The sequence below is a fragment of the Vibrio sp. SALL6 genome (genome assembly GCF_002002385.1).
In the GTDB taxonomy this organism is placed as follows: Bacteria; Pseudomonadota; Gammaproteobacteria; order Enterobacterales; family Vibrionaceae; genus Vibrio; species Vibrio parahaemolyticus.
The window spans coordinates 90494-103165 of the sequence record NZ_MQVK01000008.1 but is presented as its reverse complement, the minus strand read 5'-3'; the positions used below and the strand labels follow the sequence as shown (position 1 = coordinate 103165).

Below are 12672 nucleotides of genomic sequence, written 5' to 3'. Positions count from 1 at the left end.
AAAACAATGAAAAAGATGACCATCAACGACCTTATCAAGTGGAAGCAAGAAGGTCGTAAATTTGCAACTTCAACCGCTTACGATGCGAGCTTTGCACAACTTTTTGAAAGCCAAGAAATGCCCGTTCTTTTAGTTGGTGATTCACTTGGTATGGTATTGCAAGGTGAAAACGATACGCTACCAGTAACGGTAGACGACATCGTGTACCACACTCGCTGTGTGCGTGCTGGCAGCCCAAATTGCTTGCTAATGGCCGATATGCCATTCATGAGCTACGCAACACCAGAGCAAGCGTGTGAGAACGCGGCAAAATTGATGCGCGCAGGCGCAAACATGGTAAAAATCGAAGGTGGCGACTGGCTAGTTGATACCGTTAAGATGCTTACTGAACGCGCAGTGCCAGTCTGTGCTCACCTTGGCTTAACCCCTCAGTCTGTTAACATTTTTGGTGGTTACAAAATCCAAGGTCGCGATCAAGAAAAAGCGGATCGCATGGTAAAAGATGCGTTAGCGCTACAAGAAGCAGGCGCTCAAATCGTCCTACTAGAATGTGTGCCTGCAGAACTGGCAGAGCGCATTACTAAAGTACTCGACGTACCAGTTATCGGTATCGGTGCGGGTAACGTAACGGATGGTCAGATTCTTGTAATGCATGATATGTTCGGCATCTCTGCCAACTACATGCCTAAATTCTCCAAAAACTTCCTTGCTGAAACAGGTGATATGCGCAAAGCCGTTGCAAAATACATTGAAGATGTAGCAAACGGTGTATTCCCAGACGACGCTCATACCATTGCCTAGAGGATAAAAGCATGCAAACTTTTGCGGAAATCTCAGCAGTTCGTGAACACCTTAAAACCTTTAAACGTGAAGGTCGTAAAATTGCCTTCGTCCCTACAATGGGCAACCTTCACGAAGGTCACTTAACTTTAGTGCGTAAAGCACGCGAATATGCTGATATCGTTGTCGTAAGCATCTTTGTAAACCCGATGCAATTTGATCGCGCAGACGATTTAAATAACTACCCACGTACGCTTGAAGAAGACTTAAGCAAGTTGACGGCAGAAGGCGTCGATGTGGTATTCACGCCAACTCCAGAAATCATCTACCCAGAAGGCCTGGATAAGCAAACCTTCGTCGATGTTCCTGGCCTATCAACGATTCTAGAAGGCGCGTCTCGCCCAGGTCACTTCCGTGGCGTGACGACCATTGTGAATAAGCTATTTAACATCGTACAACCGGATGTAGCATGCTTCGGCGAGAAGGACTTCCAACAACTTGCTGTTATCCGCAAGATGGTTGATGACCTAGCAATGGATATTGAAATCATTGGTGTACCAACCGTACGAGAGATGGACGGTTTAGCAATGAGTTCACGTAATGGCCTGCTGACATTGGATGAACGTCAACGTGCTCCAGTGCTGGCTCGCACAATGCGTTGGATCAGCAGTGCCATTCGTGGTGGCCGCGATGATTACGCATCCATCATTGAAGATGCAAATGATCAGCTACGCGCTGCCGGTCTTCATCCTGATGAGATCTTCATTCGTGATGCTCGTACTCTGCAAGTGATCACACCAGAAACGACGCAAGCTGTCATTCTGATGTCGGCATTCTTAGGTCAAGCTCGTCTTATCGACAACCAAACTGTTGATATGGTTGTAGAATCGAAAGATGAAGCAGAATCTAATGATGGCACCACAGCAAACGCTGAATAAGCCAAACGCTCAAAAGAAAAAGGTCGACCTTGTGTCGACCTTTTTTATGTTCTACGAATAGACGCAATCAAATCCTTCAGGACGTGTTTTAAACCGTTTGTGCAACCACATCCACGCTGGAATATCGCGTCTTATCATTTTTTCGAGTTCTTGGTTCAAGATACTTGCCGCTTTCATCGCATTACGCTTTTCAAAATACTCACTGAGGTCTTTCCCAATATACAACGTGTAGTGATGATTCCTGCTCACTGTGACACCTGATATGACCGCGCACTTTGTTGCGTCAATAAGCACACTAGACCCCACAGTGCTCGCAGCTTGTTCAACGGCAAAGAACGGTGCAAAAACAGAATGACTGGCACCATAATCATGATCAGGTAAATACCAAAGTCGATGGCCATTTTTCAGAACTTTGAGCATTGATTTCACGTCTTTTCGATCGATCATTTGATGCCCAAAACGAGTTCGGCCTCGATGTTGAATAAATTCATAAGCAGGGTTTGAGTTTGGACGGTAAACACCATAGCCTTTGGCAAATTGGCTGAAGATACGAGCGGTTATTTCCAAGTTCAAATGGTGACTACACACCACTAATACACCGCGACCGTTCTTTTCCTCTGTAAGCAGACGATCTTTGCCAACAATAGAAGTTATGCGATTAATTCGCCAGTCTGGCCAAAACCAAGCGATACCAGTTTCGATGAGCGCCATTCCCGTGTATTGAAAGTTTTTTCGTACCACATCCTTGCATTGCCAATCTGTGTAATCAGGAAAACATAGCTGAAGATTACGCAAAGCGATCTTGTATCGGCGCTTCATTAAATGCATCGCAACGCAACCGATGCTTCTACCTAAGATTCGTAAAACCACATACGGCAGTACATTAACAATGATTGCTAGAGATCCAAATGCCAGCCAAACAGACCAATATTTGGGCTTAAGTAACTGATAGGAAAAAAGCGGCGGCGGGACAATATTCATAGGATCACTCATTTATTACAAATGATTGAAACCTATCATGATAAAAACCGGAAGATTGTATGGGTATGTATTGTTGTGCATGCAAAAGAGCAGCGTAAATAGCTGCTCTTTTTCTTTATGAGCATGGCTTAGCTTCGTAGCCCAATCCCTTTTGTTACCAAGTAGTGGGCAATGGCGTACAGCACCACAACAAACACACCAAGTACACTAAATGAAGTCACGATACCGACATCCGATACGCCTAAAAATCCGTAACGGAATGCATTCACCATGTAAACAATTGGGTTGATTTTCGATACACCTTGCCAAAACTCAGGCAACAGGCTAATCGAATAAAACACACCGCCAAGATAGGTAAGCGGTGTTAATACAAACGTAGGAATGATTGAGATGTCATCAAACGTCTTTGCGTAAACCGCATTGATCAATCCACCAAGAGCAAACACCACCGACGTCATAAATACCGTCGCCACAATAATGCCCCAGTGCTCAACCTGTAGATCCACAAACAGCAGCGACACGCACGTCACAATAGCACCAACCAGCAAGCCACGGGTTACACCACCCATGACATAACCTGCGATGATGACGTAGTTTGGCACAGGTGCAACCAACAACTCTTCGATGTTCTTTTGCAGTTTTGCACTAAAGAATGAAGATGCGACATTTGAATATGAGTTGGTGATCACCGACATCATGATCAAACCCGGCACGATGTATTCCATGTAGCTAAATCCGCTCATTTCACCAATTCGAGAACCGATCAGATTACCGAAGATGATGAAGTACAGCGTCATCGTAATCGCTGGAGGCACCAAAGTTTGTACCCAAATACGCGAGAAGCGCGTCACCTCTTTACCCAGCAAACTACGAAATGCCGTCCAATACAGTTGGTACATTTACTTGCTCCCCTCTCTGACAATGCTGACAAACAGTTCTTCTAATCGGTTGGCTTTATTGCGCATCGACAGCACTTTCACGCCATGTTCCGTTAATTGAGCAAACACCGCATTGAGACCTTGGCTTTTATCTAACTCAATTTCTAATGAGCCATCGATTAAGCTTTGACGATTGACACCATTCAACTCAGGCACTTCGCCGTCAGTCTCGATATCTAGAATAAAGGTTTCTACGCTGAGTTTGCTGAGCAACGCTTTCATGGTGGTGTTTTCAATCAACTCGCCGCGATTGATAATGCCTATGTTGCGACACAGCATTTCCGCTTCTTCTAAATAGTGCGTAGTAAGAATGATAGTGATCCCTTGCTGCTGATTGATTTCTTTGAGGAAATCCCACATTGAACGACGCAGCTCAATGTCCACCCCAGCCGTCGGCTCATCCAAAATCAGCAGTTTTGGCTCGTGCATGAGCGCGCGAGCAATCATCAAACGACGCTTCATACCACCCGATAAGTTACGAGCACGCTCTTTGCGCTTCTCCCATAAATCGAGCTTCTTCAGGTATTTTTCGGCTCGCTCTTTTGCCAGAATTTTAGAAACACCATAGTAACCCGCTTGTTGAATGACGATCTGCTCAACCGTTTCAAATTGGTTGAAGTTGAATTCTTGAGGCACTAAACCAAGGTTTTGCTTGGCAAGTTCTAAGTCAGTATCAATGTCATAACCAAAAACTTTTGCCACTCCAGAGGTCTTATTAACCAAAGAAGAGATGATGCCGATCGTGGTTGATTTTCCTGCACCGTTAGGTCCAAGAAGCGCGTAAAAGTCACCTTTTTTAACTTGTAGACTGATGCCTTTTAACGCTTCAAAGCCGCCCGCATACGTTTTACGTAATTGTTCAATTTCTAATGCGTACATAGCGTAATGATTGCCATCTGTTAGTGAATTGGGATGACCAGTTCCAAGATAAGCATCACCTGAAGCTTAGTAGGAAGCTGGAGAAAGTTTCATTAGTTTATCGTCGAATAACGATGATTACAATTAAACCTTTCGACAATATTGGAAATATCAACCTTGTAATCTTCAAGGTTTTCAATTGAGGGGGTTAAGGGGAAACAAAAAAAGCGCCGCTAAACAGACTGAGCAGCGCTTTCATACAGAGCGTAAAAATTAAGCTGTCATTCGCTGGTAGTGATCCGATTCAACATGCGCGACAGCCGCATTCAAAGCTTCGTAGCGGAACTGATACATATTGTTATCCGGCACTAGGTCGATGACATGAAACTTCTCTAGTTGCTCACGAGTACGCTGATTCGGACACAACAAGTACACTTCACAGCGAGCATCTAACGCGTCTTTAATGGCGTTTTCGAGTGCTAGGCCCACCGTAACATCCAGCATAGGAACATCGGTCAAATCCAAGATCATCACGTCGTAATCTGAAATACTGGTGTGTTGACGAGAAATGGCCTTAGACACACTGAAAATCATTGGGCCAGAGAGATAGAAGAACAACACTCGCCCATTGGCGCGATCTAACAATCCTCGTTCACTGTCCGTCAGTGGCACATCATCTTCATCGGCATCACTGATGGCTTTTACCTGACGAGCTTGTTCGCGACTCAAGCGCTCAATAATCATGATGTTTGAAACAAACACACCCAAACCAACGGCCACAATGAGATCAACAAACACTGTCAGTAGCATCACGCCATACATGATCGCCATGCCAGAAAAACTGACCTTATGCGCGCGCTGGATAAAGCTCCAGTCTAAGATGTTAAAGCCAACGTACACCGCGATGCCTGCTAGCACTGCCATTGGGATAGGTTCGGTTAATCCACCAGCCACCAAAACAACCAGAGCCAATACTAAGGCTCGCACCACACCAGATAATGGAGAGCGAGCGCCAACTTGGATGTTTGTCACCGTGCCCATCGTCGCGCCAGCTCCTGGAAGTGCGCCGAATAAACCTGAAATCATATTCGCTAAGCCCTGACCACGAAGCTCTTTGTCGGAATCGTGCTCTTTACGGGTAAGTGAGTCACCGATAACCGCAGTTAACAAGGTATCAATACAACCGAGCGTACCTAACACCAATGCATCGATGACCATTTCAACGAACATATCGGGGTCGATATGTGGCGCGACCAAAGATGGCAGGCCAGCCGGAATTTCCCCGATACGGCGGATATCTTCCGTATCAAACAACATCACCGACAATAAGGTAACTGCAACCAGTGCCACCAATTGGGCGGGTACATATTTGCGATACTTCTTTGGGAAAAAGAACAGAATGCCTAATGTCAGCAAGCCAAGGAAAAGCTCGTTAAATTTTAGATTAGAAATGGTTTCAGGCAGCGCTGACAATGTCCCTAGCACTCCTCCCGTAGGCGCAGCGTGCCCCAGGAGTGGCGACAATTGAAGAATGATGAGTATGACACCAATACCCGACATAAAGCCGGAGATCACGCTGTAAGGCATTAAGGTGACGTATTTACCCATCTTCAGCGTTCCAAGCAAGATCTGAAATGCACCCGCCATCATGACAACAGTAAACGTCATCGCCATACCTGTTTCAGGGTACTTCGCCATCATACTGGTCAATACGGCTGTCATGATCACCGTCATCGGACCCGTGGGTTCTGAGATAAGTGTATTTGAGCCACCAAATAAGGAGGCAAACAAGCCCACCATTATGGCGCCCCAAAGGCCAGCTTCTGCGCCCGCCCCCGAAGCAACCCCGAACGCCAACGCCAAAGGGAGAGAAATAATGGCAGTGGTCACCCCGCCAAATATATCCCCTTTGAAATTGATATCTTTAAAACGACTACCGAACACCGTTTAGCTCCCTGCATTAATTTCAAAATTAAATAAGTAAAATGTCATTACTTTAACGAGGAATGTGAAAAATTAAACCATAAATAAATTATGGCTTAATTCGTTATCTAATAAGCGGTCTGAATTGTACGAATTTATTTCCAAGAACACGTCAGATGAGTCCTGTCTGACGCATATTTAACGGGATCGAAATTGTAACATTGTGTATAGTTACAACACTGATCGCTTGATATGTTTCAATTGCGATGAGTGCTTTTGTCATTTAAGGGAAGTAGTTTGCAAGATGCCGGAAATTAAACAGTTATTTGAGAATAATTCAAAATGGTCGGAAGAAATCAAATCTGATCGTCCTGAATATTTCGCTAAGCTCGCCGAAGGCCAAAAGCCTGATTTTCTTTGGATTGGCTGCTCCGATAGTCGAGTACCCGCAGAACGATTAACCGGCCTTTACTCCGGTGAATTATTTGTTCACCGCAATGTTGCAAACCAAGTCATTCACACAGACCTCAATTGCCTTTCCGTTGTTCAATACGCCGTTGATGTACTCAAGGTGAAGCACATTATTGTGTGTGGCCACTATGGTTGCGGCGGTGTTAACGCGGCGATAGATAACCCTCAACTCGGGCTTATCAATAACTGGCTACTGCACATCAGAGATCTTTACTTCAAGCATCGTTCTTACTTAGATCAAATGCCTGTTGAAGATCGTGCCGATAAGCTTGGTGAAATTAACGTTGCAGAACAAGTTTATAACCTAGGCAATTCAACCATCATGCAAAACGCATGGGAGCGCGGGCAAGATGTCGAAATTCATGGTGTCGTATACGGAATTGAAGATGGTCGCCTTGAATATTTGGGTATTCGATCTAATTCTAAAGAGACCGTTGAAGCATCGTACCAGAAAGCACTGTCGACGATTTTGAACCCTGACAATAAGCTTCTGTGTCGCTAAGCCATAAAATCTGAATAAATAAAAAACGCCCATTTATATGGGCGTTTTTTTTGTATTTCGAATAGTGAACTCAATTATTCTTGAGGAACCACTTTACCGATGAATGGTAGGTGACGGTATTTTTGAGCGTAATCGATACCAACACCAACAACGAACTCGTCAGGGATCTCGAAACCAATCCAATCAACTGGCACATTTACTTCACGGCGAGATGGCTTGTCTAGTAGCGTACAAATCGCGATAGATTTAGGTTCACGTAGCGATAGGATTTCGCGAATTTTATTTAGCGTGTTACCTGTATCGATGATGTCTTCAACAAGCAAAACGTCTTTGCCTTTAATGTCATCATCCAAATCTTTCAAGATGCGTACATCTCGTGAGCTTTCCATCGTGTTGCCGTAGCTTGATGCCGTCATAAAATCAACTTGATGAGTCAGTTCAATAGCACGCGCTAGGTCGGCCATAAATACAAAAGAACCACGCAACAAGCCAACCAAAACTAGGTCTTCACTGCCTTGGTAACGCTCTGTAATTTGTTTGCCTAATTCACGAATTCGTTCCTGAACTTCTTGCTCAGAAATCATGACTTCTATTGTATGTTTCATACTGTGCTCAATTTAGTTTGTGGGTTGAGGTAGGTCGCACGCAAACGATCACCTAATCTTACGGCGTGTAGTGTATCACCACGAAGAGTGGGTTGAAAGTCACATCCTTTTGCGGAAAATTCTTGGGAGCGCTGCCAAATTTTCGAAAGTTTACAGCAAAACTTATCAATAATAATGACATTACTGTCTATAAATTATCCATCAGATGTTGACCTTGTGCATATGCACCATTACACTCATCACTGCTTAAAGCAATTATTAAAATAATCAATTAGGGGGTTACCCCCAACAACAACTCAAATGGCAAGGAAAATGGATATGGACTCAATTGCAAAGAGACCTAGAACTAGGCTTTCTCCTCTTAAACGTAAGCAACAACTCATGGAAATCGCGTTAGAAGTATTTGCACGCCGTGGTATTGGCCGTGGTGGTCACGCAGATATTGCTGAAATTGCGCAAGTGTCTGTTGCAACCGTTTTTAACTACTTCCCAACTCGCGAAGATTTGGTTGATGAAGTTCTCAACCATGTTGTCCGTCAGTTCTCGAATTTCCTTTCGGATAATATCGACCTAGACATACACGCTCGTGAAAACATCGCAAACATCACCAATGCGATGATCGAGCTCGTAAGCCAAGATTGTCACTGGCTGAAAGTTTGGTTCGAGTGGAGCGCATCAACTCGTGATGAAGTTTGGCCTCTATTTGTGTCTACCAACCGCACTAACCAATTATTGGTTCAAAACATGTTCATTAAAGCGATTGAACGCGGTGAAGTGTGTGACCAACACGATTCAGAACACTTGGCAAACCTATTCCACGGTATTTGTTACTCGCTGTTCGTACAAGCAAACCGCTTCAAAGGTGAAGCCGAGTTGAAAGAGCTCGTGAGCGCTTACCTAGATATGCTTTGCATCTACAATCGCGAACACTAAAGCTCAGATTTGAACACGAACAAGCCCACCACATGGTGGGCTTTTCTATGTTTGTCCGCTTCGAACATTCAAATACAAAAAAACCGCTGATATTCAGCGGTTTTTATTATTCTTTCAGTAAGAGAACTTACTTCTTCTTAACTGCTTTTTTGTTTGGCAGGTCAGTGATTGAACCTTCAAATACTTCAGCAGCTAGACCCACAGACTCGTGTAGAGTTGGGTGAGCGTGGATAGTCAGAGCGATATCTTCTGCATCACAACCCATCTCGATCGCCAGACCGATTTCGCCTAGTAGTTCACCACCGTTAGTACCAACGATAGCACCACCGATTACGCGATGAGTTTCTTTGTCGAAGATTAGCTTAGTCATACCATCTGAACAGTCAGATGCGATTGCACGACCTGATGCAGCCCATGGGAATGTCGCCACTTCGTACTTGATGCCTTCTGCTTTCGCTTCTTTCTCTGTCTTACCAACCCAAGCCACTTCTGGCTCAGTGTACGCGATTGAAGGGATAACTTTAGGGTCAAAGTAGTGCTTCTTACCAGAGATAACTTCAGCCGCTACGTGGCCTTCATGCACACCTTTGTGAGCAAGCATTGGCTGACCAACGATATCACCGATCGCGAAGATGTGAGGAACGTTAGTACGCATTTGCTTATCAACGTTGATGAAGCCGCGCTCGTCGATTTCTAGACCCGCTTTTTCACCGTCGATAAGTTTGCCGTTTGGTACACGACCGATAGCAACTAGAACCGCATCGTAGCGCTCTGCTTCAGCAGGTGCTTTTTTGCCTTCCATTGAAACGTAGATACCGTCTTCTTTCGCTTCAACTGCTGTTACTTTCGTTTCTAGCATTAGCTTGAACTTGTCTTTGATACGCTTGGTGTAAACCTTAACGATATCTTTGTCTGCTGCAGGGATTACCTGGTCAAACATCTCAACAACTTCAACTTTAGAACCTAGAGAGTGGTAAACCGTACCCATTTCTAGACCGATGATACCACCACCCATGATAAGCAGTTTTTCTGGCACTTCTTTCAGTTCAAGAGCGTCAGTAGAGTCCCAAATACGTGGGTCTTCATGCGGGATAAATGGCAGTTTGATTGGACGAGAACCAGCCGCAACGATTGCGTTGTCGAAGTTAACCACTGTTGACTCGCCTTCACCTTCTACAAGGATAGAGTTAGGGCCAGTGAACTTACCGTAACCGTTTACCACTGTTACGTTACGCATCTTAGCCATGCCGCTTAGGCCGCCAGTTAGTTGGTTAACAACTTTTTCTTTCCAGATACGGATCTTGTTGATGTCTGTTTGCGGTTCGCCGAACACAACGCCGTGATCAGCCATCGCTTTCGCTTCTTCAATTACTTTAGAAACGTGTAGAAGTGCTTTAGATGGGATACAACCCACGTTCAGACACACACCACCTAGAGTGCTGTAACGTTCAACAAGTACAGTTTCAAGACCTAAGTCTGCACAACGGAAGGCAGCGGAGTAACCAGCAGGACCAGAACCAAGTACAACAACTTGGGCTTTAATTTCTTTGCTCATTTTGACCTCTTGTAGTCATTATCCCTAACAGGCTGAGTGGGTATCGATTTTTTCTGTTTAAGAGTTATTCGTTTTAAACAATTATTTTCAGACCGCCAACAGTTTACAGAGATGTTAATGGTGTGAAAAGTAAATCAATTTAGCCTGTGAGCTAGACAACAATTCGATTGTGAAAACCCTGTAGAGAATAAGGGAGATAACCAAATTGTCCGGTAATTATTATTAGCAGAGGCGGCTAAATTGCCGCCTCTCATTCATCTAACTTCTATTAAAGAACTAGACGACGAATGTCAGATAGACATGAATTTAGGTAAGTGATGAAGCGCGCACCTTCAGCACCATCGATCACACGGTGGTCGTATGATAGAGACAGTGGAAGTTGTAGACGCGGTTCGAACTCTTTACCGTTCCATACAGGTTTCATTTCTGACTTAGACACACCTAGGATACCAACTTCTGGCGCGTTTACGATTGGAGTAAACGCCGTACCGCCGATACCGCCTAGGCTAGAGATAGTGAAACAGCCACCTTGCATGTCAGCAGCAGTTAGCTTGCCAGCACGAGCTTTCTTAGAAACAGCCATAAGCTCTTCAGATAGCTCGTAGATGCCTTTCTTGTTCACGTCTTTAAATACAGGAACAACTAGACCGTTTGGCGTATCTACCGCGATACCGATGTTCACGTATTTCTTCAGAATTAGGCTCTCACCGTCTTCTGATAGAGAAGAGTTGAACGCTGGGAACGCTTCAAGTGCTTTAGCCGCCGCTTTCATGATGAACACTAGTGGAGTGATCTTCATGCCAGTGTCTTTCTTCGCTTCAATCGCGTTTTGCTCTTTACGGAATGCTTCAAGAGCCGTGATGTCTGCGTTATCCCACTGTGTAACGTGCGGGATCATTACCCAGTTACGGTGTAGGTTAGCACCAGAGATCTTCTTAATGCGAGATAGCGGTTGAACTTCTGTCTCACCGAACTTGCTGAAGTCCACTTTTGGCCATGGTAGTAGACCAAGAGCTGCACCGTCGCCTTTGCCAGATGCTGCTGCACCAGACTCAAGACGCTTAAGCGCTTCTTTCACGTAGTTCTGAACGTCTTCTTTCAGGATACGGCTCTTACGACCAGAACCTTTAACCTTAGAAAGGTTTACACCGAACTCACGAGCTAGACGACGAACAACTGGAGACGCGTGAGCGTACTCATCATTGTCTTGGAAGTCGCCAGCTGCTGGAGCTGCTGCCGCTGGAGCAGGAGCCGCTGCAGGTGCTGCCGCTGGAGCAGGAGCCGCTGCAGGTGCTGCCGCTTGAGCTGGAGCCGCTGCCGGAGCAGGTGCTGCGCCCGCTACTTCGAATACCATGATTAGTGAGCCAGTAGACACTTTGTCGCCAGCTGCAATCTTGATTTCTTTAACTGTACCAGCGAATGGTGCAGGAACTTCCATAGAAGCTTTGTCGCCTTCTACAGTGATCAGAGATTGCTCTTCTTCCACTGTGTCGCCAACTGCAACCATGATTTCAGTCACTTCAACTTCGTCGCCGCCGATATCTGGAACGTTAACTTCTTTTGCCGCAGATGCTACTGGAGCTGCTGCCGCTGGTGCTTCTACTGCCACAGGAGCTGCTGCTGGAGCGCCTGAACCTGCTACTTCGAATACCATGATTAGAGAGCCAGTCGATACTTTATCGCCTGCTGCTACTTTGATCTCTTTAAGCGTACCTGCGAATGGTGCAGGAACTTCCATAGAAGCTTTGTCGCCTTCTACAGTGATCAGAGATTGCTCTTCTTCGATGCTGTCGCCGATTGCTACCATGATTTCAGTAACTTCAACTTCGTCACCACCGATATCTGGTACGTGAACTTCTTTCAGTTCTGCCGCTGCTGCTGGAGCTGGAGCTGCTGCTGGAGCTGCTTCCGCCGCAGGAGCAGGTGCAGCTTCAGCTGCACCCTCGGCTTCGAAAATCATGATTAGAGAACCAGTAGAAACCTTGTCGCCTTCTGCAACTTTGATTTCTTTAACGATACCCGCTTGAGAAGCAGGAACTTCCATAGAAGCTTTATCGCCTTCAACAGTGATCAGAGACTGCTCTTCTTCAACCTTGTCGCCAACGCTTACAAGAATCTCAGTAACTTCAACCTCATCCGCACCGATGTCTGGTACATTAATTTCGATTGCCATTTCTTATCTACCTTC

At 45.3% G+C, this 12672-nt stretch carries 11 protein-coding genes; 4 read left to right on the top strand and 7 right to left on the bottom strand.

Going from position 1 to position 12672, the window contains the following annotated elements; translation table 11 throughout:
* Positions 1-6 precede the first annotated feature (6 nt).
* Both panB and panC read left to right on the top strand, forming a co-directional pair.
* Positions 7-801 carry a 3-methyl-2-oxobutanoate hydroxymethyltransferase gene (gene panB / locus BIW15_RS04825; protein ID WP_005454450.1) on the top strand — a complete coding sequence of 265 codons (795 nt, stop codon included), beginning with the start codon at positions 7-9 and terminating at the stop codon, positions 799-801.
* An 11-nt stretch (positions 802-812) separates the two neighbouring features.
* A complete protein-coding gene (gene panC, locus BIW15_RS04820; protein ID WP_005494000.1) occupies positions 813-1718 on the top strand; it encodes a pantoate--beta-alanine ligase in 906 nt (301 codons plus the stop codon).
* A 51-nt stretch (positions 1719-1769) separates the two neighbouring features.
* Here panC and BIW15_RS04815 read toward each other — a convergent pair whose 3' ends face one another.
* The 4 genes from BIW15_RS04815 to BIW15_RS04795 all read right to left on the bottom strand — a co-directional run bounded on the left by BIW15_RS04815 (position 1770) and on the right by BIW15_RS04795 (position 6439).
* Positions 1770-2699: a Kdo(2)-lipid IV(A) acyltransferase gene (locus BIW15_RS04815; RefSeq protein WP_021486820.1), complete on the bottom strand. Its 930-nt coding sequence runs from the start codon at positions 2697-2699 to the stop codon at positions 1770-1772.
* Between the two features lie 128 nt (positions 2700-2827).
* Positions 2828-3598, bottom strand: coding sequence for an ABC transporter permease (locus tag BIW15_RS04805; protein ID WP_005479696.1), 771 nt, complete (start codon positions 3596-3598; stop codon positions 2828-2830).
* Positions 3599-4516, bottom strand: coding sequence for an ABC transporter ATP-binding protein (locus BIW15_RS04800; RefSeq protein WP_005462584.1), 918 nt, complete (start codon positions 4514-4516; stop codon positions 3599-3601).
* 252 nt (positions 4517-4768) lie between these two features.
* Positions 4769-6439 (bottom strand): SulP family inorganic anion transporter, encoded by a 1671-nt coding sequence (locus BIW15_RS04795; protein ID WP_005493993.1) that lies wholly within the window; start codon positions 6437-6439, stop codon positions 4769-4771.
* A gap of 283 nt (positions 6440-6722) precedes the next feature.
* Between BIW15_RS04795 and can the strand changes: the two genes are divergently transcribed.
* A complete protein-coding gene (can, locus tag BIW15_RS04790) occupies positions 6723-7391 on the top strand; it encodes a carbonate dehydratase (protein WP_005462578.1) in 669 nt (222 codons plus the stop codon).
* A 74-nt stretch (positions 7392-7465) separates the two neighbouring features.
* Here can and hpt read toward each other — a convergent pair whose 3' ends face one another.
* Positions 7466-7996: a hypoxanthine phosphoribosyltransferase gene (hpt, locus tag BIW15_RS04785; RefSeq protein WP_005479701.1), complete on the bottom strand. Its 531-nt coding sequence runs from the start codon at positions 7994-7996 to the stop codon at positions 7466-7468.
* A gap of 318 nt (positions 7997-8314) precedes the next feature.
* Here hpt and opaR point away from each other — a divergent pair, with 318 nt between their 5' ends.
* Complete coding sequence (opaR, locus tag BIW15_RS04780) at positions 8315-8929, top strand: transcriptional regulator OpaR (RefSeq protein ID WP_005479697.1); 615 nt, start codon at positions 8315-8317, stop codon at positions 8927-8929.
* A 127-nt stretch (positions 8930-9056) separates the two neighbouring features.
* Here opaR and lpdA read toward each other — a convergent pair whose 3' ends face one another.
* Both lpdA and aceF read right to left on the bottom strand, forming a co-directional pair.
* Positions 9057-10484: a dihydrolipoyl dehydrogenase gene (lpdA, locus tag BIW15_RS04775; protein WP_005479684.1), complete on the bottom strand. Its 1428-nt coding sequence runs from the start codon at positions 10482-10484 to the stop codon at positions 9057-9059.
* A 268-nt stretch (positions 10485-10752) separates the two neighbouring features.
* A complete protein-coding gene (aceF, locus tag BIW15_RS04770; RefSeq protein ID WP_077280638.1) occupies positions 10753-12657 on the bottom strand; it encodes a pyruvate dehydrogenase complex dihydrolipoyllysine-residue acetyltransferase in 1905 nt (634 codons plus the stop codon).
* Positions 12658-12672: the final 15 nt, after the last annotated feature.